This window comes from Pseudarthrobacter sp. 10T415 (genome assembly GCF_056394175.1).
Window position 1 is genome coordinate 42,704 of sequence record NZ_JBFTHJ010000021.1, and the last position, 22,075, is coordinate 64,778.

18 protein-coding genes and 1 pseudogene are annotated in these 22,075 nt (G+C 65.5%); 15 read left to right on the top strand and 4 right to left on the bottom strand.

All coding sequences use genetic code 11. From position 1 onward, the window contains the following. The first annotated feature begins 34 nt into the window (after nucleotides 1-34). The 3 genes from AC1DBN_RS19220 to AC1DBN_RS19230 all read left to right on the top strand — a co-directional run bounded on the left by AC1DBN_RS19220 (nucleotide 35) and on the right by AC1DBN_RS19230 (nucleotide 3,708). Nucleotides 35-2,110, top strand: a complete 2,076-nt coding sequence (locus tag AC1DBN_RS19220; RefSeq protein WP_477723939.1) for a pectinesterase family protein — start codon at nucleotides 35-37, stop codon at nucleotides 2,108-2,110. A gap of 36 nt (nucleotides 2,111-2,146) precedes the next feature. Further along, the gene (locus tag AC1DBN_RS19225; RefSeq protein ID WP_477723940.1) at nucleotides 2,147-3,433 is read left to right on the top strand and encodes a pectate lyase family protein; all 1,287 of its coding nucleotides are present in this window, start codon (nucleotides 2,147-2,149) and stop codon (nucleotides 3,431-3,433) included. 62 nt (nucleotides 3,434-3,495) lie between these two features. Beyond that, nucleotides 3,496-3,708: a dodecin gene (locus AC1DBN_RS19230; protein ID WP_477723941.1), complete on the top strand. Its 213-nt coding sequence runs from the start codon at nucleotides 3,496-3,498 to the stop codon at nucleotides 3,706-3,708. Nucleotides 3,709-3,806: 98 nt separating this feature from the next. Here the strand turns inward: AC1DBN_RS19230 and AC1DBN_RS19235 are convergent, their stop codons facing one another. Then, on the bottom strand, nucleotides 3,807-4,016 hold the full coding sequence (locus AC1DBN_RS19235) for a hypothetical protein (RefSeq protein WP_091717703.1): 210 nt from the start codon (nucleotides 4,014-4,016) through the stop codon (nucleotides 3,807-3,809). 116 nt (nucleotides 4,017-4,132) lie between these two features. Further along, nucleotides 4,133-5,032 carry a helix-turn-helix domain-containing protein gene (locus tag AC1DBN_RS19240; protein ID WP_477723942.1) on the bottom strand — a complete coding sequence of 300 codons (900 nt, stop codon included), beginning with the start codon at nucleotides 5,030-5,032 and terminating at the stop codon, nucleotides 4,133-4,135. Nucleotides 5,033-5,232: 200 nt separating this feature from the next. Between AC1DBN_RS19240 and AC1DBN_RS19245 the strand changes: the two genes are divergently transcribed. The 3 genes from AC1DBN_RS19245 to AC1DBN_RS19255 are packed head-to-tail and all read left to right on the top strand — an operon-like array spanning nucleotide 5,233 to nucleotide 8,088. Next, complete coding sequence (locus AC1DBN_RS19245; protein WP_477723943.1) at nucleotides 5,233-6,054, top strand: aldo/keto reductase; 822 nt, start codon at nucleotides 5,233-5,235, stop codon at nucleotides 6,052-6,054. A gap of 13 nt (nucleotides 6,055-6,067) precedes the next feature. Next, nucleotides 6,068-7,039, top strand: a complete 972-nt coding sequence (locus AC1DBN_RS19250; protein WP_477723944.1) for an aldo/keto reductase — start codon at nucleotides 6,068-6,070, stop codon at nucleotides 7,037-7,039. Beyond that, a complete protein-coding gene (locus tag AC1DBN_RS19255) occupies nucleotides 7,033-8,088 on the top strand; it encodes an SDR family oxidoreductase (RefSeq protein WP_477723945.1) in 1,056 nt (351 codons plus the stop codon). Before AC1DBN_RS19250 ends, AC1DBN_RS19255 begins: the two co-directional genes overlap by 7 nt. A 138-nt stretch (nucleotides 8,089-8,226) precedes the next feature. Here the strand turns inward: AC1DBN_RS19255 and AC1DBN_RS19260 are convergent, their stop codons facing one another. Further along, entirely contained in the window at nucleotides 8,227-9,924 is a 1,698-nt protein-coding gene (locus tag AC1DBN_RS19260) for a glycoside hydrolase family 53 protein (RefSeq protein WP_477723946.1), read from the bottom strand. A gap of 80 nt (nucleotides 9,925-10,004) precedes the next feature. Then, nucleotides 10,005-12,050 (bottom strand): beta-galactosidase, encoded by a 2,046-nt coding sequence (locus AC1DBN_RS19265; protein WP_477723947.1) that lies wholly within the window; start codon nucleotides 12,048-12,050, stop codon nucleotides 10,005-10,007. Between the two features lie 225 nt (nucleotides 12,051-12,275). Here AC1DBN_RS19265 and AC1DBN_RS19270 point away from each other — a divergent pair, with 225 nt between their 5' ends. The 9 genes and pseudogenes from AC1DBN_RS19270 to AC1DBN_RS19310 all read left to right on the top strand — a co-directional run. Further along, on the top strand, nucleotides 12,276-13,598 hold the full coding sequence (locus AC1DBN_RS19270) for an ABC transporter substrate-binding protein (RefSeq protein ID WP_477723948.1): 1,323 nt from the start codon (nucleotides 12,276-12,278) through the stop codon (nucleotides 13,596-13,598). Between the two features lie 71 nt (nucleotides 13,599-13,669). Then, nucleotides 13,670-14,650 carry a carbohydrate ABC transporter permease gene (locus AC1DBN_RS19275; RefSeq protein ID WP_091717689.1) on the top strand — a complete coding sequence of 327 codons (981 nt, stop codon included), beginning with the start codon at nucleotides 13,670-13,672 and terminating at the stop codon, nucleotides 14,648-14,650. A gap of 2 nt (nucleotides 14,651-14,652) precedes the next feature. Further along, nucleotides 14,653-15,504, top strand: coding sequence for a carbohydrate ABC transporter permease (locus AC1DBN_RS19280; protein WP_377201256.1), 852 nt, complete (start codon nucleotides 14,653-14,655; stop codon nucleotides 15,502-15,504). Nucleotides 15,505-15,523: 19 nt separating this feature from the next. Continuing rightward, nucleotides 15,524-16,540 (top strand): LacI family DNA-binding transcriptional regulator, encoded by a 1,017-nt coding sequence (locus AC1DBN_RS19285; RefSeq protein WP_477723949.1) that lies wholly within the window; start codon nucleotides 15,524-15,526, stop codon nucleotides 16,538-16,540. Between the two features lie 130 nt (nucleotides 16,541-16,670). Continuing rightward, on the top strand, nucleotides 16,671-19,226 hold the full coding sequence (locus AC1DBN_RS19290; RefSeq protein ID WP_314216241.1) for a rhamnogalacturonan lyase: 2,556 nt from the start codon (nucleotides 16,671-16,673) through the stop codon (nucleotides 19,224-19,226). A gap of 59 nt (nucleotides 19,227-19,285) precedes the next feature. Further along, the gene (locus tag AC1DBN_RS19295) at nucleotides 19,286-20,119 is read left to right on the top strand and encodes an aldo/keto reductase (RefSeq protein ID WP_091717683.1); all 834 of its coding nucleotides are present in this window, start codon (nucleotides 19,286-19,288) and stop codon (nucleotides 20,117-20,119) included. Between the two features lie 132 nt (nucleotides 20,120-20,251). After that, a complete protein-coding gene (locus AC1DBN_RS19300; RefSeq protein ID WP_015935712.1) occupies nucleotides 20,252-20,518 on the top strand; it encodes a GlsB/YeaQ/YmgE family stress response membrane protein in 267 nt (88 codons plus the stop codon). A 123-nt stretch (nucleotides 20,519-20,641) separates the two neighbouring features. Then, a complete protein-coding gene (locus tag AC1DBN_RS19305; RefSeq protein ID WP_091717681.1) occupies nucleotides 20,642-21,040 on the top strand; it encodes a hypothetical protein in 399 nt (132 codons plus the stop codon). Between the two features lie 655 nt (nucleotides 21,041-21,695). Then, a pseudogene (locus AC1DBN_RS19310) lies at nucleotides 21,696-22,075 on the top strand (HNH endonuclease signature motif containing protein); the annotation flags it as partial.

Sequence of the window (22,075 nt, forward strand, 5' to 3'; positions counted from 1 at the left end):
AGGCTGCCCGGGTGCCGGAACAAAGGAGTTTTGCATGAGTTTGCGTCGATTCTTAGGTGCGGCGACCGCCGTCGTCCTTCTGTCCAGCCTGGCGAGCGCCCCGGCGACGGCGGCACCGCCGCTGCAGGCATCCGGTGCCGCGACCTCGCCGGTTCAGGCACCAGCAGTCCAGGCACCTTCTGTCCAGGCAGCTTCAGTCCTGGCACCCGCCGTCCTTGTCCCCTCTTCGCTGTCCGAGGGGAACGGGCCGCTGTGGAAGCAGACGCCCGACGGCTTCGCATCGCTTCCCGGGAACGGGCTGGCGAACACCACGGGCGGGCAGGCGGGACGGATTGTCACGGCCTCCACCATCGCCCAGCTCCAGGAGTATGCCTCCGCTGCAGAGCCACTGGTGATCTTCATCAGCGGCTCCCTCACGGCTGAGCAGTACGTCAAGATTCCGGTGGCGGCCAACAAGAGCTTCATTGGGATGGGGGCAGGGGCCGAGGTGGTCAACGCCGGCTTCAAGCTGATCAACGTCTCCAACGTGATCTTTCGAAACTTCACGGTCCGGGATTCCTACATTCCGGGTGACTGGGACGGCAAGCGACCGGACAATGACCGTGACGGCATCCAGCTTGACACCAGCCACCACGTCTGGGTGGACCACATGAAATTCGAGCGGATGGGCGACGGCCTGATTGATACCCGCAAGGACTCGGACTACCTGACCTATTCCTGGAACGTGTTCGCGGACAACAACAAAGCCCTCGGCGTGGGCTGGACCGCCAACGCCGTCACGAAGATGACCATCCACCACAACTGGATCCGCAACACCACCCAGCGGAACTTCAGCCTGGACAACACTGCCGCCGCGCATGTCTACAACAACTACCTCCAGGACGTTGGCCAGTACGGCATGATGGGCCGCAACAACGCCAAAGTGGTGCTGGAAGGAAACTACTTCACCGCCGTCCAGGACCCGATTGTGGCCAAGGACCCCGCCACCCAGGTGATCAACCGGGACAATATCTTCGACTCCACCCGGGGCCGGAAGGACAACGTGGGAGCCGCATTCGACCCCGCCGCAAACTACTCCTACACCTTGGACAGCGCCGGGGCAGTGCCGGGCATCGTCAGCGCCGGCGCCGGCCCCCGCGAAAACAATGCACCGAACAAGGCCACAAACATCACCGTGGCTCTGGACGGGACGGGAGACTTCGGCAGCCTGCAGGCGGCCATTGGATCCATCCCTGCCGGCAGCACCCAGCCGCGAACCATCACAGTCAAACCCGGCACCTACCGCGAAGCGGTGAACGTCTGGGCGGACCGCCCCAACCTCACCATCCAGGGCGCAACAGCCAACCCGGCCGACGTCGTCATCACCTACGACCTGCCGGCGAACGGTGCCAAGTTCTTCGGCGGAACCTGGGGAGCCGTGGGCAGCGCCACGCTGACCGTGGCAGCCCCACGCACCACTGTCCGGAACCTGACAGTGGAAAACGCCTACGACGAAGCAGCCAACGGTGGAAGCCAGGCGCTGGCCGTACGCAGCGTCGCCGACAAAGTGGTGTTTGACGGCACCCGCTTCCTGGGCAACCAGGACACCTACCTCGCCGACACCACAGGCCGGGACGCCACCGCCAGGACCTACCTGAAGAACTGCTACATCGAAGGCGACGTGGACTTCCTCTACGGCCGCGGCACCGCCGTCTTTGACGGCTGCACCATCCATTCCCTGGACCGGGGAAGCGACACGAACAACGGCTACATCGTGGCCCCGAGCACCAAGAACTCCAACCCGTACGGCTTCCTGATCGTCAACAGCACGCTCACCTCCAATGCCGCGCCGGGCACCGTCAGCCTGGGCCGTCCCTGGTTTGCCAGCAGCGATCCGGACGCCCACCCCATGGCGGTCATCCGGGACTCGGTCCTGGGCAACCACATCGCCGTCCAAGGTTGGGCGGACATGAGCGGCCACGCGTGGACTGAGGGCCGGTTCGCCGAGTACAGGAACACGGGCCCCGGCGCGTACGTGAACGAGTTCCACCCGCAGCTGTCCGAAGCGGATGCCGCCAAATTCACCGTGGACGCGTTCCTCGGCGGCTGGAAGCTGGCAGGACGTGGTTGAGATGGCCGGCCGCCACCATTTCGAGGAGAACCACAGATGATGTCCCTGGCTGGATCCGTTGTACTGGCCACCGCTGTTGCCCTCGCCGGGCCACTTCCGTCAGCGGCACCATCCGGCGCCGAGCGTTCGCAAAGCACCCCGGACCTGGGCCGGCAAGTCCTCGCCGCAGGCGATGGCTGGGCCTCCGCTGACGGCGGCACCACCGGCGGGTCCAGTGCGGCGCCCGCCAACGTCCACGAAGTTTCAACGAGGGATGAACTCGCCGCCGCGGTGGCGGGAAACGAGCCCAAGATCGTGTACGTGAAGCAGGGCTTCAACGCAAACACCGCCCCGGATGGCCCCGCCATCACGTGCGGGGACTACGCAACCGGCGGCTACTCACTTGAGGCCTACCTCGCGGCTTTCGACCCGGCTCACTGGACAGGGCCGGCCGCGGGACCCCTCGAAGACGCCCGCAAAGCCTCAAGTGCGAAGCAGCGCGAGCGGGTCCGGGTCAATATCGGCGCCAACACCACCATCGTGGGCGTAGGTGACGTCCAGCTCACGGGCTTCACGTTGAACATCGACAATGTGGATAACGTGATTGTCCGCAACCTCCATCTCTCCGACGCCTACGACTGCTTCCCGGGCTGGAACGGGGACACCTGGAAAACCGAGTGGGACAACCTGGTGGTCTCCGGCTCCACCCATGTGTGGCTGGACCACCTGACGCTGGACGACGGCGAAACAGCCGATGCCAGCCAGCCCCGGTATTTCGGTGAGCGGTTCCTGCGCCACGACGGCCTCCTCGACGTTGTCCGGCAGGCAGACCTGGTCACCATTTCCTGGAGCCGGCTCTCGGGCCACGACAAATCCATGCTGTGGGGCAACGGAGACGGTGCCACGGCGGACCGCGGCAAGCTGCGGGTCACCCTCCACCACAACGAATTCGTGGACCTTGGGCAGCGTGCGCCCCGGGTCCGGTTCGGGCAGGCACACGTGTACAACAACGTGTACCGCGTGACGGATCCGGCACAGTACCAGTACTCGTGGGGTGCGGGCGTGGAGTCCAGCATCATCGCCCGTAACAACACCTTCGAACTCGCGGACGGTATCCCGGCCGCGCAGATCATCCGGAGTTTTGGCGGCACGGGAATCGACGAGGCAGGCACCTGGGTCAACGGCCGGAAGATCAACGTCCTGGACGCCTATAACGCTGCCAACCCGGATGCTGTGCTGTCCCCTGCAGTCAGCGGCACCACCGGGCCGTACCTGCGAATCGAGCCGGCTCCGGCCGCCCGGGAAAGGGTGGGGCGTGAAGCAGGGTCTGGCCAAGGCTCTTGAAGTCCTACTAGTCTTCAGGAACGGCCCGCAACCGGGAGCAACGATGATCACGAGGAGCGAAGTTGTCCAATCACACGTACAGCATTTCTGAAATTGTCGGTACCTCCACGGAAGGTGTGGACGACGCCGTTCGGAACGGGATCGCCAAAGCTTCCCAGACCCTCCGCAACCTTGACTGGTTCGAGGTAAAGGAAGTCCGGGGCCATCTCGAAGACGGCAAGGTGGCGGACTGGCAGGTGACCATCAAGATCGGTTTCCGCCTCGAAGAGGAGTAGGACGAGTTCTTAAGCAGCTGAAGAAGGCCGTGGCCCCCGGGGGTCACGGCCTTTTTCATGCGGCACATCCCCCGTGCCGCCACAGCGTGGACTCAGCTTTAGTAGGACTGTCCCAGCGAGCGGCGCCGCCAAACCGTGGGAACGCCGTCGAACGCGGGAAAAACGTGGCCCTCGAAGAAGGACAGCACGGTGTGCGGATCGTGGTCCGGGCTCCACAGTCCGGATACCGGGCAGTGCGAGCCGGTGGACGTCGAGGCGGTGCCGGCGGGAGCGGCCTGGCGTTCTTTCAGCAGCGCGATGCGTTTCATCGTTGAGACCATCCTTGGGAAGAAGTGTGTTCCCCAAGCCTACGAAACCCCACGGGCCACCAAAATGGATCTCTGGCCAAACAAGGCGTTTCTGTGTGGCCAAACGCACAAGGCTTTTAGGGCTCTGCGACGCCGGTCGGCGGAACCTCGGCTGCCCGCTCCCGTTCGGACGGCGCCTCGCCCGCGCCCAGGCTGCCCAGCAGGGCCAACGCGTCCGACGACGGCGAGCCCGGTTTCGCTGAATAAACCCTCAGCACCTGGTCGGGGTCGTCGGGGAGGGCGAGGCTTTCAAAGTTCAGTTCGAGGTCTCCCACGGTGGGGTGATGCAGGCGCACGATCCCCGCGGACCGGCTGGCCACCCGGTGCCCGGCCCACCACTGCCGGAACTGTTCGCTGTTCACCGCCAACTCCCCCACCAGCTGGTTGGCCTGGGGATCGTTCGGGTGGCGGCCCACGTCGAGCCGCAGCGTCCCGGCAGCCTCGGCCGCCAGCGTCTTCCAGTCGCGGAAGAGCTCCCTGGCCGCGGGGTCGAGGATGAGCCAGCGGGTGAGGTTCCGCTCGGCCGCGGGCAGTGAGGGAAAGTCGGTGAACAGCAGGTGCGCCATCCTGTTGCCGGCGAGGACGTCGTTGCGGCGGCCCAGCAGCAGCGCAGGCACATCGCCCACGGCCTCAAGCAGCTGCCGCAGCCCCGGCCGCACTCCCTGGGCTGCCGGGCCGGGGGTCCGCGGGTTGGCGGCGCAGTTCTCCAGCAAATCCATCATGTGCGCATGCTCGCTGCTGTCCAGCCGCAATGCCCGCGAAACCGCGTCAAGGACGTTCCGGGAAGGATGGATGTTGCGGCCCTGTTCGAGCCGGACATAGTAGTCCGTGCTGACTCCTGCCAGGCGGGCTACTTCCTCGCGCCGCAGCCCCGGTACGCGGCGGGCGCCCGTAGTGGGCCCGGCACCGGCGTCCTCGGGTGTCAGGCGCGACCGCATGGCTTTGAGGAATTTTCCGAACTCGGCACTTTGACCCATGCAGACCATTCTGCACGCCCGTCCGGCACTCCTCCTACACCGAAGGTAGGACTGCCAGTCCTAGGAAAAACAGGATCACGGTTACCTGCTGACGTGGCGGGCAAAAGTGCATAGGCTCAATACTGAGCCAGCGGAAACCGCTTTCTCCCCTGTCGAGCCAACGGCACCGATCCCAGCACCAGCATCATCCAAGGAGCACCATGTCAGAGCTGACACTGAACAACGGCGTCACCATCCCCCAGCTTGGCCTCGGCGTTTTCCAGGTCCCGCCGGAAGATACCCAGCGGATCGTTGAGGACGCGTTCGAGGCAGGTTACCGGCACATCGATACGGCTGCCGGATACCGCAACGAGGCCGGCGTCGGCGCCGCCATCGCGGCGACGGGCATCGCGCGCGAGGACATCTTCGTCACCACCAAGCTCCGGAACGGCGAGCAGGGCAAGGCCCAGGAAGCGTTCCAGAACAGCCGCAAGGCACTGGGACTGGACTTCGTTGACCTCTACCTCATCCACTGGCCGGTCCCGTCGCAGGGACTTTTCGTCCAGGCGTGGAAGGAACTGGAGCGTCTGTACGACAACAAGCAGATCCGGGCCATCGGCGTCTCCAATTTCCTCTCCGACCATCTGGACACCCTGCTGGAATCGTCCGAAATCGTCCCCGCCGTGAACCAGATCGAACTGCACCCCAGCTACCAGCAGGCCGACCTCGCAGCCAAGTGCCGGAGCCTCGGAATCGAGGTGGAGGCCTACAGCCCGCTGGGGCAGGGCGGGGACCTGAACGGCAACGCCGTCACGGCCATCGCCGACGCCCATGGAGCCACCACGGCGCAGGTGGTGCTCGCCTGGCACCTCGCCTCAGGCAACATCGTGATCCCCAAAACCGTGAACCCCGAGCGCATGCGCGAGAACTTTGCCGCGTCCTCCCTCACGCTTTCCGACGACGAACTGGCCAGCATCACCGCCCTGGAGTCGGGCGCCCGCATTGGCTCGGATCCCGCCGTCGCGTCCTTTACCCAGATGTAGAAAGGTCTCTCCAATGCAGTACACCCACCTTGGCCGCTCAGGCCTGCAGGTCTCCCGCCTTTGCCTTGGCACCATGAACTTCGGCCCCCAGACCGAGGAGGCCGATGCGCACAGCATCATGGACTCCGCGCGGGAGAACGGCATCAACTTCTTCGACACCGCCAACGTGTATGGCGGCGCCGGCCACCGCGGCTGGACCGAAGAGATCATCGGACGCTGGTTCGCCAAGGGCGGCGAGCGCCGGGAACACACGGTGCTGGCCACCAAGCTCTACGGGACCATGACGGACCGTCCCAACGAATCCAAGCTCTCCGCGCTGAACATCCGGCGCGCCCTGGATGCCAGCCTCAAGCGGCTGCAGACGGACTACATCGACGTCTACCAGTTCCACCACATCGACAGAAACACCCCGTGGGACGAGATCTGGCAGGCCATCGAGGTGGCAGTCCAGCAGGGCAAGATCCTGTACTCGGGCAGCAGCAACTTTGCCGGCTGGCACATCGCCCAGGCCCAGGAGGCAGCGCACCGGCGCAATTACACGGGCCTCGTCAGCGAGCAGTCCATCTACAACCTATTCCGCCGTGAACTGGAGCTTGAGGTCATCCCGGCGGCGCAGCAGTACGGCCTGGGGCTTATCCCCTGGTCGCCGCTGCAGGGCGGGCTCCTGGGCGGGGTACTGAAGAAGGAGCGCGACGGCGTCCGGCGCAGCGAGGGACGGGCCCTGGAAACCCTGAAGAAGCACGAGGACCAGATCCGCCAGTACGAGGACCTTGCCGATGACCTGGGGCACGAACCCGGGGACGTCGCGCTGGCCTGGCTCCTGCACCAGCCCGCCGTCACCGCACCGATTGTGGGACCCAGGACGCAGGAGCAGCTGGACGCCGCCATCCGCGCGCTGGATGTCACCCTCGATGAGGACGCGCTCAAACGGCTGGATGACATCTTCCCGGGGCACAAGACCGCTCCGGAAGACTACGCGTGGTAACCCCGCCGCCGGTTGCCGGGAGACCAGTTGCCGGGACAGCCGAAGGGACGGTGGCGCCGCGGAGCATCCTCTTCATCGGCGGCACCGGGGTCATCAGTGCGGCGGCGGCTGAACGCGCCGTCGCGCTGGGCCACCGGCTCACCATCCTGAACCGGGGCCGGTCCACCCGCCCGGTCCCGGACGGAGCGGAGGTCCTGCACGCGGACGTCCGTGACCCGTCGTCGGTCCGCGAGGTGCTGGGCGGGAGGGAGTTCGACGCCGTTGCGGACTTTATCTCGTACACCCCGGACCAGGCCCAGGCGGGCCTCGACCTGTTCCGCGGCCGGACCGGACAGTACGTGTTCATCAGTTCCGCGTCGGCGTACCAGAAGCCACCCACCCGGTTGCCCATCCTGGAATCAACGCCGCTGAAGAACCCGTTCTGGCAGTACTCACGGGACAAGATCGCCTGTGAGGAGCTGCTGTTCCGCGCCTACCGGGACGAGGATTTCCCGCTCACTGTGGTGCGCCCCTCCCACACCTATGACCGGACCAAAATCGCCATGGTGGGCGGCTGGACGGACATCCACCGGATGCGCGCCGGCCTCCCCGTCATGGTCCACGGCGACGGCACTTCGCTGTGGACGCTGACCCACAGCAAGGACTTTGCCAAGGCCTTCGTGGGTCTGCTCGGCAGGCCGCAGGCGGTGGGCGAAAGCTACACGATCACCTCTGACGAGTACCTGCCGTGGAACCAGATCTACCGGCTGTTCGCCCGGGCTGCCGGGGTGGCTGAGCCGGAACTGGTGCACGTGGCCTCGGAAACCATAGCGGCCCACAGCCCGGAACTCGGGCCCAACCTGCTGGGCGACAGGTCGCACTCGGTGGTGTTCGATAACACCAAGATCAAGTCCCTGGTCCCGGAGTACACCGCCACCATCCCGTTCGCCGATGGTGCCCGGGAAATCGTCCAGTGGTACGACGCCAACCCGGAGCTGCAGCAGGTGGACCAGTCCTACATGGACCTCAGCGACACCCTCACAAAATGGGCCGCGGGCGGCGCGCCCTAGCGCCACGCAGGGACCAAGAGGAACACGCAGGAATTGGCAGGACGCCGACGGCGGGAGGTGGGCTCCCGCCGTCGGCGTCCTTTTCCTGCCGCGCCCCATGGCGCAGACGGCTTACTTCCGCCCCATGGCGCGGATGGCCTACTTCCGGTGCCAGGTGCCGGCGTCGTCAGCGGCGAACGCATCCAGCGCCGGCAGCGCACGGCCGGCAAAATCGAAGACTGCCTGGTTTTCCCAGGCATTGCCTGACGAGGGGTCGGCCGGATCCCAGCCGTTGCCTGGTACCGACGTCCAGGCGGGCTCCCAATAGACGGCGCCCAGGCCGCGTCCGCCGGGAGCGGATGCCACCACGTCCTGCACCGCCCGGAAGTTGGCGGCCTGGCCGGCCGGTGTTGCCGGGTAGCCCTTGACGAGCTGGGAGCCGTTGGCGATCACGTTTTCCCACGGGGCGTTGGGGTTGTCCTCGAGGGTGAACGGGTACGAGGTTTCCACCACCAGCACGTCCTTGCCGTACCGCTGGGACAAGGTGGTCACGGCGTTCTGCAGGTCCGCCAGGGTGCCGTGCCAGTACCCGTAGTAGGACAGGCCAATGATGTCCATGGGCACGCCGCGCTTGGTGACTTCATCGAACCACCAGGTCAGCCCGCCGATGCCGTTGTTGATGTTGGTCAGGTGGAGCACTGTCCTGGTGTCCGGGCTGACGTCCTTGACGGCACGGGTTCCGGCTTTGAGGAAGGTAGCGAGGTTGTCCCACTGGGCACCGTCCACGCCGTCAGCTGGATCAACGTCCCAGGTCTGGCCCAGCGGCCAGAGCATGCCGGGGTTGATTTCGTTGCCCACCTGCGCGGCGTACGGCGTGATGCCGGCGGACTTCAGCGCAGCCATGACGTCCTTGGTATGTGCGTACACGGCGTCGGCCATGGCTGCCGCGGACATGCCCTTCCAGGCAGCGGGAACGCTCTGCGCCCCGGGATCGGTCCAGCGGTCGGAGTAGTGGAAGTCCACCAGCACCTTCATGCCCTGGGCCTGGGCGCGTTTAGCCATGTCCACCACCTGCTGCCGGGTGTTGTAGCCATCGGCTGGATTGACCCAGACCTTAAGGCGGACCAGATTGGCGCCCGCATCGGCAAAAGCCTCCACCGGGTCTACCCGCGTACCGTCAGCCGTGGCGTACACTGCGCCGTGGTCCTCGTTCTTGGGAACGCCGGAGAGATCGGCGCCACGGAAGGTCCGCTCCACCCGGCCTTCGGAGAAGGTCACGTTGTCCATGCTGGCCCACGCCCCGGCGCCCGTGGTTGTGAGGGAGAGGGTGCATTTGCCCGCGACGTTGGCGCTGACGGCGAGGGTCAGCCACTGGTCGTCGGTTTCCGTGGAGGGCACGACGGTGGAACCGTCGCTTCCGCATCCTGTGAGGACCAGGCGCGACGAATTCACCGGGCCACCGGACTTGATCGAGGCGCGGAAGGTCCACCACCCCTTTTTCAGGCCCGTGACGGTCTGTGAGGTGGTCACCGTGTTGTCCGAGGCCAGGTAGTGGGTAAGCCGGTGCGCCGAGTCGGCTCCCCCGGACTCCACCGCGGCCGCGCCGGCCGGGCCGGAAACGGACCAGCCCGCGGTCCCCGCTTCGAAGCCCGGGTTGGATACGGATGCCGGTCCAACCCCGGCCGGCCTGCCCTGGGCCGGGGCAGCAGTGGCAGGACCGGCAGCCAGCAACGCTCCTGCCAGGGCCAGCGCGGTGACGGCGGCCAGGGTCCGGCCGGATGGCAACGTCCGGCCGGAGAGTTGTAAGCGGCCGGACAGTCGTTTACTCGCAGTGCGCATCGTGCGGGGATTGATCACTGGGGCGTCCTCCTTGACGTTGAACCGGGGTTGTGGAAACCGGCCAGGGCCTGGGCGGCCCCGGCCGGCGGTCTGTAGGGCTAGCTGGACCCTTCGGGGTGCCGGATGACCCGCACGGTTCCGGCCGGAATGGAGGCGACGCCGTCCACCCTTTCATCGGAAACCATGTCCAGTCCCGAGACTGCGAATGACGCGTCAGCCTCGGTGTGGTTGATCAGGAACGTGAAGCGGTCTGCACCGTTGCTGCGCACGGACACCTCCAGGCCGGACGGGTGCCCGTCTCCTGCGGACAGCCCGGCGTGGGCCAGCGCCTCCGTCAGGATGGCGGCCAGGCCGCCGTCGTCCAGGTCCGTGGAGACGTACCAGGCCGTGCCACGGCCGAAGGCGTTGCGGGTAATGGCCGGTCCCGGCGCGGCCGGACCGTCCTGGTAGCGGGCCACCACGTCCGCGGTGGTGGGGTGGATTTCCTCGGACCAGATGGTGCCGGTCCCCCGTCCGGCGCTGAGCTGGACTGCCTGGTGTTCGCGCAGGGGCAGGAATTCGTGGATTTCCAGCCCCAGCAGGTCACGCAGCGGACCGGGCGAAGCTCCCGCGGGAACGGTGTCCGTGGCGTCCACGATGCCCGAGAAGTAGGACACCATCAAATGCCCGCCGCCCTGGACATAGTTGCGCAGGTTGGCCGCCGCAAGTTCGCCCACGAGGTACAGGGCCGGGGCGAGCACCAGGTCGTAGCCGGATAGATCCGATTCCGGGTGGGCGAAGTCCACGGCAACGCCACGGTTCCACAGCACCGAGTAGTAGGCCTCGATCCGCTCGCGGTGGGTCAGTTCGTTGCTGGGCCGCCACTCCAGGTCCTGGGCCCAGAAGGATTCGACGTCCCACAGGATGGCCACTTTGGCGGTGACAGTGGAGCCCTTCACGGCCCTAAGTTTCTTCAGGTCGTCGCCCAGGTCCAGGACTTCCCGCCAGATCCGGGTGCCCGTACCGGCATGCGGAAGCATGGCCGAGTGGAACTTTTCCGCCCCGAAGCGGGAGGCGCGGAACTGGAAGAACATCACGGCATCGGCACCGCGGGCCACGTGGGCCACGCTGTTGCGGGCGAGCTCCCCCGGACGCTTGGCGATGTTGCGGCCCTGCCAGTTCACCGCGCTGGTGGAGTGCTCCATCAGCATCCACGGCTTGTTTCCGGCCAGTGAGCGGGTCAGGTCCGCATCCATGGACAGGAGAATGTGGTTGTCCGTCCGCTGCGCCACGAGGTAGTGGTCATTGGCCACGATGTCCACCTCCCGGCTCCAGGCCCAATAGTCCGGGGACAGGCAGTTGGTGGCCATGAAGTTGGTGGTCACCGGGGTGTTGGGGGCATAGCGGCGGATGACGTCGCGTTCTGCGACGAAACACTCCAGCATGGCGTTGGAGGTGAACCGGGCAAAGTCCAGCCGCTGGCCCTGGTTGCTGACGCTCGCGGAGATCCGCGGGGCATCGATCTCGTCCCAGGCGTTGTACTTCTGGCCCCAGAAGAGGGTGCCCCAGGCCGCGTTCAGGGCGTCGAGGCTGCCGTAGCGGGCCTGCAGCCAGATACGGAACGCCGCCACGGAAGCGTCGTCGTAGGACTCGCTGACGGGGGCGCCGTACTCGTTGTGGACGTGCCAGAGGACGACGCCGGGGTGGGAACCATAGCGCCGCGCCAACTGTTCGGTGATGTTCGCCGCAGCCCGGCGGTAGTCCGGCGAGCTGGGCGCCGCCATTCCGCGGGAGCCGTGGCCCAGGGTGAGTCCGTCCCGCGTCACGGGATGGGCCTGGGGGTACTTCTTCCAGAACCATGCCGGCGGGGCGGCGGTGGGGGTGCCCAGGTCGATGCTGATGCCGGCATCGGTGAGCAGGTCAACAAGGTGGTCCAGCCACTCGAAGTCGTACTCCCCTTCCCGCGGTTCCAGCAGGACCCAGGAGAAGATCCCAACGCTGACCAGGTTGATGCCGGCTTCGCGCATCAGGGCGATGTCCTCCACCCACACCTCGCGGGGCCACTGCTCCGGGTTGTAGTCCCCGCCGTAGCAAAGGCCCGCCGGGCGCTGGACCCACGGCGCCGGCGCGAGTCCGGGTGCTGGGGCCTGCAGGACGTTTGTCATCGGGTGATCTCCTTAGAACTGTGTGCGCTCCCAGTAGTATCACAGCTCCTAGCTGAAGTGATACAGCCAATATTCTGTTGACATAGATCACAACTGTGTGAATTACTGGAACCGCTCACAGGACTTGGTTGACGCAGTGTGTCCGCCTCCGCCGCAGCACAACGGATCCCGCACCGGGGTCCCACCAGCTCTTACACAGCCAGCTTTTTCGACAAGGAGGACGGAATGCGCAGCTCATTTCGTGCAGGCGCAGTGGCAATGATGGCCGCAGCGGCCGTGCTTACCGCAGGATGTTCCACAGGTTCGGGCACCAACGCCGTGGAACAGAACACCGATCCCAACCAGAAGGTGGAACTGACCTACTGGGCCTGGGCCCCCAACCTGGACAAGGTGGTGGATATCTGGAACGAGAAGAACCCCAACATCCACGTCACGGTCAACAAGCAGGACGGCGGCGATCCCGCCATCACCAAACTGCTGACGGCCGTCAACGCCGGTTCCGGCGCGCCGGACCTGATCCAGGCGGAGTACCAGAAGATCCCCACCCTCGTGGCGGCGGATGCGCTGGCAGACCTCTCCGGAACCGAAGCCAACGACACCAAGGACACGTTCCCCGAGGCCGTCTGGAATTCCGTCACCCTTGGTGGCGACGCCCTCTACGCCGTTCCGCAGGACACCGGCCCCATGGCGTTCTACTATCGTGCGGACATTTTCGAGCGCCTGGGCCTCGCCGTCCCCACCACCTGGGAGGAATACGCCGCGGCGGCCAAGACCGTTCACGACGCTGACCCCGAGGCTTACCTGGGCACTTTCTCCTCCAACGACGCCGGCTGGTTCACGGGCATGGCCCAGCAGGCCGGCGCGTCATGGTGGGCCATCGACGGTGACGCGTGGAGCGTCAAGATCGCCGAGGACCCCACAGAAAAGGTGGCCGGCTACTGGGGAGGCCTGGTGGAGCAGGGCACCATCGACAACAAGCCCATGTACACCCCCGAATGGAACGCCGCACTGAATAACGGCAAGCAGGTGGGCTGGCTCAGCGCTGCCTGGGCCCCCGGCGTGCTCTCCGGCAACGCCGGCGCAACTGCCGGCAAGTGGAAAGTTGCCCCCATGCCGCAGTGGGATTCCACCAAGCCCGCCACCGGCAACTGGGGCGGCTCCTCCACCGCAGTGACATCGCAGTCCAAGAACGTCGCCGCGGCTTCCAAGTTCGCTTCGTGGCTGAATACCGATCCTGAGGCCGTCAAGGCCCTGGTGGACGTGGCCGGCATCTACCCGGCCGACACCGAAGGTGCCAAGACGGCGCTGACCAAGGCGCCGGAGTTCTTCAGCAACCAGCCCGACTTCTACGATGTGGTGGGCAAAGCTGCGCAGAGCGTCACCTCGTTCAGCTACGGCCCCAACGTCAACGTTGCCTACAACGCTTACAACGACCAGTTCGCCAAAGCTGCCCAGGCCAAAACCAAGAGTGCGTTCCTGGACGCCGTGGCCGGCATGCAGCAGGTCACCGTTGACGACCTGAAGAAGACCGGCTTCACAGTCAAGTAGTCCCGCCTGCCGGGAGGGTGCCGCGGCGCCCTCCCGGTTCGTTCCCCACCACCCACCCAAGGAAGTGCAACATGGCAGCGACAGCGACCGCGCCAACCACGGCGGAGAAGACCGCAACTGCCGGGCCCGGGACTCCCCGGAAGGCCCGGAGCTTCAGGCAGCGCGCCCTGACCCCGTACGCGATGCTGGCGCCTGGCATTGTCCTGTTCCTGGTGTTCATGGCGGCACCGATCGCCTACACCCTGGTGTTGAGCTTCCAACAGAAGAAGGTCAGCGGGCTGGGGCTCGGCAAGGGCGCACAAAGCACAGTGTTTGCCGGGTTCGACAACTACATCCGCTCCCTGACCGACCCCGAGTTCACCGCCAGCGTCCTCCGTGTCCTCACCTACGGCGCCATCCTGATCCCGCTGATGCTCGGCTTCGCCCTGCTCTTCGCCCTCCTCCTGGACTCGCGGCGCACCCGTGCCGGCAACTTTTCCCGCACCGCCATCTTCCTGCCCTATGCCGTGCCGGCCGTCATCAGCTCGCTTCTCTGGGGCTTCCTGTACCTGCCCGGCGTCAGCCCCTTCCACTTCGTGGCGGACAGGCTGGGAATCGCGTTGCCTTCGCTGCTGAACCCGGACCTGATCACCTTTGCCATCGCCAACATCGCCCTGTGGGGAGGCGTGGGCTTCAACATGATCGTCATGTACACCTCGCTCAAGGCCGTGCCCCAGGAAATCTATGAGGCCGCCAAACTGGACGGCGCCTCGGAGATCCAGACCGCACTCCGCATCAAGATCCCCATCATTGCCCCCTCCGTGGTCATGACGGCCCTGTTTTCCATGATCGCCACCCTGCAGGTCTTCGCCGAACCCACCACGCTCCGCCCGCTGGCAAACAGCCTCTCCACGAGCTGGTCCCCGCTGATGCTCGTCTACCGGGACGCCTTCACCCGCAATGACATTTACTCCGCGGCCGCCACCAGCATCATCATCGCCCTCGCCACCTTCGCCATTTCCTTCCTCTTCCTGCGCATTGTGCAGAAGCGGGCCTTCGGACAGGAGAACTGACCGTGTCCACTCCCACTGAGATCCGCGAGAAGCCGAGCTTCCTTTCCACCGGCATCCTGATCCTCGGGGCGCTGTACTGCCTGTTCCCGGTCATCTGGGTGGTGGCCGCGGCCAGCAAGAGCAGCGACGAGCTCTTCTCCACCTTTACTTTTGCGCCCAGTGTCCACCTGTGGAACAACATCGTGGAGCTGACCGCCTACCGGGACGGCGTGTTCTGGCGATGGATGCTCAACACCGCCCTCTACGCCGGCGTGGGAGCCCTGCTCTCCACCTGGGTGTCCGCCCTCTCCGGCTACGTCCTGGCTAAGTACGACTTTCCCGGCAAGAACGGCGTGTTCAAGGTCCTCCTCATGGGCGTGCTGGTTCCGGGCGTCATCCTGGCCATCCCGCAGTACCTGATGCTGGCCCAGCTGGGCCTGACCAACACGTACTGGTCAGTTCTCCTGCCGCAGATCATCAGCCCCTATGGGATCTACCTGGCCCGCATCTATGCCGCGGCGTCGGTTCCCGGCGACGTGATCGAGGCTGCCCGGACTGAGGGCGCCAAGGACATGTACATCTTCAACCGCATCGCGTTGCCCATGATGCTCCCCGGCCTGGTGACCATCTTCCTGTTCCAGTTCGTGGCCATCTGGAACAACTTCATGCTGCCGTACATCATGCTCGGCGATGACAAGCTGTTCCCGTTGACGGTGGGCCTGAACGGACTGCTCAACCAGGGCGCCACCGCCCCGGCGCTGTACACGCTGGTGCTGGCCGGAGCCCTGCTGTCCATCGTGCCGCTGGTCATCATGTTCCTGTTCCTGCAGCGTTACTGGCGCGTTGACCTCGCCGCCGGCGCCGTAAAGGCCTAGGGCTGGATAGGCTCGGATCATGATGCAACCGCAAGGCCGGCCCCGGCCCAAGATTGACGATGTGGCCAGGGAGGCAGGCGTCTCGCGAGGGACAGTTTCGCGGGTGCTCAATGGCGGGCACTGGGTCAGCCCGCCCGCATTGGCCGCCGTCAACGCCGCCATCAAAAAGACCGGGTACCGCGTCAACCCCCACGCCCGGAACCTGGCCACGAACAAGGCCAACTCGGTGGCCTTCCTGCTCACCGAAACGCACGACCGACTGTTCGCCGACCCCAACTTCGCCGTCCTGATGCGCGGCGCCGCCGACGCCCTGGCCGAGCACGACATTCCCCTGGTGCTGATCATGGCCGGCACGGACGACGAGCAGCGCCGGGCCACCGATTTCCTCACCGCCGGCCATGTGGACGGGGTCCTGCTGGTCTCCTCGCACGGCAGCAGGAAGGGCGTCATCGCCGACATCATCGCCGCCGGCGTGCCTGCCATCGCCTGTGGCGTTCCGCTGGGCTTCGAAAAAAAGATGGGCTACGTTGCAGCCGACGACTACCAGGGCGCCCTGGAGTTGCTGGAGTTCCTGGACAACGGCGGCCGGAAGCGGATCGCCACCATCACCGGCCCGCAGGACACCTCCGGCGGCATTCGGCGGCTGGAAGCCTACCGGGCACACCAGGGCGAGGCCTTCGACGAGGCGCTGGTGGCGCCGGGTGATTACAGCCGTGAGAGCGGCGCCAGGGCCATGCGTGAACTCCTCGCCCGGGTCCCCGACGTGGACGCCGTCTTCGCCGCCAACGACCTCATGGCCCTCGGCGCCCTGGAGGTATTGCACGACGCCGGCCGGCGGGTTCCAGAGGACGTTGCGGTAGCCGGGTTCGACGACATTTCGGCAGCGTCCGCCGCCACGCCGCCCCTGACCACGGTGCGGCAGCCGTTCGACCGGATCAGCGAGGAAATGGTGCGGTTGCTGCTGGACGTCATCGCCGGGAAAAACCATGCCGCCATCACCATTCCCACCGAACTGGTGGTACGGGAGTCGGCCTGACGGGCCCTGATTTCTACAACGTTCTAAATACCCTGCGGCGGGTTCTAAAGACAAGGCTTGTTTTGGCCCACCCCGCCGTCTAGATTGCTGGGGAAGCGTTTTCCCAATTCGAAATTGAAAGGATTCACTGATGAATCCCTCCAAGGCTCCCGCACGCCTCCTGTCGGTCGCCACTCTCGGCCTGGCACTCACCGTAGGCTGCCTCGCAGCCCCTGCTGCCGCCGTCGGGCCTTCCCCTTCCAAGCCCGGCAATCCGGGAATCCAGCTCGACTACCTGGACCGCGGCCTGGTGGCTGCGGGGACGTCCGAAGGGGTGTTCCTCAGCTGGCGCCTGCTCGGCAACGAGGCCACCGGGTCCTCCGCGACGGGCCTCACGGGCACGGACTTCAACGTGTACCGGGACGGGCAGAAGCTGGCGACGGTCACGGACAGCACCAACTACCAGGACCCCTCCGGGACCGCCGCGTCGAAGTACCAGGTGAGGGCCGTCGTCGGCGGCGTCGAACTGGACGAAAGCGCCACTGCAACCTCCTGGGGCGGCAACTTCAAGGACATCCCGCTCAAGAAGCCGGCCGACGGCACCACGCCCACCGGCCAGGCCTACACCTACTCGGCCAACGACACCTCCGTGGGCGATGTGGACGGCGATGGCCAGTACGAGTTCATCGTCAAGTGGGACCCCAACAACGCCAAGGACGTCTCGCAGGTGGGCTACACCGGCAATACGTATGTGGACACCTACAAGGCCGACGGTACGCTCCTCCACCGGATCGACCTGGGCGTCAACATCCGCTCCGGTGCCCACTACACCCAGATGCTGGTCAACGATTTCGACGGCGACGGCCGGGCCGAGCTGATGATGAAGACCGCGCCGGGCACCAAGACCACCAACTACAACGCGGACGGCAGCGTGGCCGCGGAATCGTTCATCACCATGCTCCGGTCCGATATCAATGCCGGGTACTCGAACAGCGATGACTACCGGATGAGCGCGGCGGACTACTACCAGCACATGGTGAAGACCTTCCAGGGCTGGACGGAGCACCCCGAGGTCAAGGCCGGGAACTGGCCGGCCACCCTCGAAGAAGCCTTCGGCATCGCGCCGAAGTACAAGTACCCGCTGTCCCAGGCCGATGCCGAGGCACTGACCGACTACTTCATGGACGTCTACGCCCCCTCGCGCAGCGCCCGGAACAACCTTCGCGCGTTCGAAGGATTCATCGTGTCCGGCCCCGAATACCTGACCGTCTTCGAAGGTGCCACGGGCAAGGAACTGAAGACCGTCGCCTACCAGCCGGGCCGGACCGACGACGGCATGATGTGGGGCGATTACGCCATGGCCCGCATCGAACCGGGCAACCGCGTGGACCGGTTCCTCGCCGGCGTCGCCTACCTGGACGGCAAGAAGCCCGCTGCGGTGTTCGCCCGCGGCTACTACACCCGCACCACCCTGGCCACCTACACCTGGGACGGCGCCAACCTCTCCCCCGTATGGAACGTGGACTCGGGCTGGACCCCCATGACCAACCCGTTCAACGACTCCCCGCACGGCCGGGACGGCACGGACCCGACCTACGGCAAGCTCACCACCCAGGGCTTCCACTCCCTGAGCGCCGCCGACGTTGACGGCGACGGCAAGCAGGAGATCGTCTACGGTTCGGCAACGCTCGACGACGACGGCTCGCTTCTGTACAGCTCGTTCGACACCCTGCCGGCCGGCAGTGCCGCGCCGGGCGAGGACGCACGCCTGGGCCACGGCGATGCCATGCACGTGGCGGACATCGACCCCAACCGCCCCGGCAAGGAGATCTTCACCGTCCACGAGGGCGCTACTTACGCGCCCTACGGTTACGCCATGCGCGACGCCGCGACGGGTGAGGTGCTGTTTGGCGCCTACTCCGGCAAGGACACGGGACGCGGCATGATCGGCGACGTCGATCCCTCCCTCCCCGGCCTGGAGAACTGGGCGATCGGCATGCAGTCCGCTGACGGGCGCAAGCTTTCCAGCACAGGCCCCGGCACCAACATGAGCATCAGGTGGGCCGCAAACATGACCACCCAGATCGTCAACGGCTCCGGCGACCAGACTCCCACCATCGACGACTGGACGCGGGGCCGCCTGCTAACCGCGGACGGGACGCGCACCAACAACGGCACCAAGGGCACCCCCAGCCTGGTGGCGGACATCCTGGGCGACTGGCGCGAAGAACTGGTGGTCCGCACCGCCGACAGCTCCGCATTGCGGATCTACCTAAGCACCGAGGTGACGGGCCACAAGCTCTACACCCTGATGCACGATCCCCAGTACCGTGCCGAGGTGGCCCGCCAGAACACCACATACAACCAGCCGTCCTACACGGACTTCTACCTCGCCTCGGACATGAAGTTCGGCAACGTCCCGCTGCGCGCCGCGTGGCTTCCGGGCAGCGTGAAGGCACTGCAGAATGCGGTGGAGGACCTCGTGGAATCGGGCGAGATCGCGGGCCCGGTGGCCAGCCAGCTCACCGCGGCTACCCAGCAAGCGCAGAAGGCCGTGGAGGACCGCGACGCCGCCAAGGCAGGGCAGGCCATCCAGCGTTTCGTAAAATTCCTGGCCCAGCAGAAGAACCCGGACAAGGTATCCGACACAGCCAGGGCGGTGCTGAACCATAACGCAGGCAACGTCCTCCGCGCTTTCGAGAAATAGGGCTTCGCCGCATGATGTCCCCAGGGAAAGGACCGCCGGATTAACGGCAGACTGTTGATATGACACTTGCACCGGTTATCGCACTCAACGACGGATACTCGATTCCCCAGATCGGTCTTGGCACGTGGCCGCTGGACGACGACCAGGCGGCGGCCGCCGTCGTCCATGCCGTAGAAGCCGGCTACCGGCACATCGATACGGCAGTGAAGTACGGCAACGAACGCGGCGTGGGCAACGGCATCAAGGCCAGCGGCGCTGATCGCGGCGACCTCTTCATCACCACCAAACTGGATGGCGAGTTCCAAGGGAATGACAAGGCTGTGGAGGGGCTGAAGGGGTCGCTGCAGCGCCTTGGCCTCGACTATGTGGACCTGCTGCTGATCCACTGGCCCTTGCCCGGCCGGGATCAGTTCATCTCCACATGGAAAACGTTCGAGCGCCTTCAGGCAGAGGGAAAGGTGCGCTCCATCGGCGTGTCCAACTTCAAGCCCGAGCACCTCGAGCGGTTGATGGCTGAAACGGATATTGTTCCCGCCGTCAACCAGGTCCAGCTGACCCCTGCCGTGACCCGGGTGGCCGCAAGGGAATTCCATGCAAAACATGGCATTGCCACCGAGTCCTACAGCCCTTTGGGTGGTTCCGGGGCCGGCATCCTGGGCGCACCGGTCGTGGGCCGGCTGGCCGAAAAGCACGGCAAGACGCCGGGCCAGGTGGTGCTGCGCTGGCACGTTCAAAACGGATTGGTAACGATTCCGAAGACTGCCAATCCGGACCGGATGCGTGAGAACCTGGATGTCTTCGATTTCGTCCTGGATCCGCAGGATCTCGCGGAATTGGCTGCCCTCGACGAGGGCCCCGGCGCCGGAAACGATTCGGACGTAACCGGACACTGAGGCGGCCCTGAGCAGCCTCTTTCCTCCTCTCCGGGGTTGGCAAATCGATAGTAAGCATGATTACTATTAGGGCAGAGGATGAATTGCCTCCGGAATCCGGGGGCGTCCTTACTTAGGAAGAGGAGCGAAAAAATGGGTTTCATTGCATTTCTGATTCTCGGACTTATTGCCGGTGCGATTGCAAAGGCGATCCTTCCGGGACGCCAGGGCGGCGGCTGGATCATCACCATGGTGCTGGGCGTCGTAGGTGCCCTCCTTGGCGGATGGATCGGCGGCGCGCTGTTCGGCGGCGGACTGCAGGAGTTCTTCTCGCTGCAGACCTGGCTGCTGGCGATCCTCGGATCGCTGATCGTCCTTGCGATCTACGGCATGGTCACTAAGCGCGGTGCGCGCCGCTAACGCAGCGCCCACAGCCAGGAAGCCGGCCTGGGGAGTACATCCCCAGGCCGGTTTTCACATTTCCGGTCACGGCGTTGCAGCCGGGCCGGACCTGGAAACCTTCTTTCGGAGCAGGAGTTCACCATGAAAAACAAGCTTCTTTTGGGTGTTGGAGTTGCCGTCGGTTACGTCCTTGGATCACGGTCAGGACGCGCTGCATACGACAAGCTGAAGGCCCGCGCCGCCGGAGTCTGGGACAGCAAGCCCGTTCAGGACAAAGTGGCAGTTGCTACCGAGGCCATCAAGGAGAAAGCCCCGGATGTAGCCGACCAGCTCACAGAAGCAGCCCGGCGCGCCGGAACTGTGTTGGGTTCGGCTATACACCGCGATGACTCCTCCGGGAAGTCAGCGCCATCCAGCGCCGATACTTCACCTTCCGCCGGTTCGGCGGGCGGGCTCGGCGGAGACCACATTCCAGCCCACAGCACGCATCCCGAAACCACGAACCTCGGCACCACCAGCGAGGGCAACTCCAAGAGCTAACCGCTCCGCGGAGACAGCCGCCTTGGGGTGAACCCCCGATTGACAAGGGGCTCCTGCCTTCCGTGTGCTACAACTGATTCGCCTTGCCGGCCGTCGCGATCCTTGGGGGACGCGCCGGCCGGCAGCGTGTTTAAGCTCTGCCCGCTGGCTCCTGCCTATTCCGTGCTGCCGGTGCAGGGAATCGAACCGAGCATCCATGCGCTGCCAAAACCTAAGACCTGGCGTCGGGCCATTGGTTGGGGTCGTAACCGTTGATCCCCGGTACACGTCGTGCTGGCTGGAGGCTATCCACGTCTTCCGCATGCTCAGGGGCAACGGAATCCGCGTTTACGGCAGCGTCATTACCCGAATCCTCAGGGTCCTCCCGGACCGTCTTGCCGCGTTCCCTGCCAGCCATTTGCCACTCCCGGCCCATTGTTGACGAAGGCCCGTCTGCATGAACCACTACGGCAACCCTAGTCCCGGGCGAACGCCGAAACCGCTGGAAACCATCAAGAAAATGGCAAATTTCCTCGAGGTACAGCTGCGCGTCCGCTCCGACTGCGGGTGACGTGACCGGGTCGCGTGACCTGGTCAGGGGCCGGTTGGGGTCAGGTTTTCCACATAGGGGTTTGTGGGGGTCCTGATTGTCAGTGCCCTTTGGCAGAGTGGGGTCATGGAAGCCATTGGGGAGCAGGTGTCGGAGAGCGAGGACTCTTCGGGCTTGCTGCCTCTGGGCCGCTCCAGCAGCCGCCCTTCCGCCACGCCCGACGACGGGCCGAACCTCCGCACGGCAGGCCACCTTCGGCCCGTCCCCGGCTCCCCCGCACCAGACCACGCATCAGAGCAGCCACTGGACCTGCCTTTGGATGTGTCTGCCCTGACCGCACGGGTGGCCGCCGCGGCTGTCACAGCCCGCGAAGCCCTGCCCACAACCGGCTACACCAGCGCGGCCACGTTCGCCGCCGACGTCGAAGAGCTCTCCCGCTGCGTGGAGTATCTCCAACTCATCGCTGCCGGGGCCGTGGACCACACCCGCACCCACGCGATCACCGA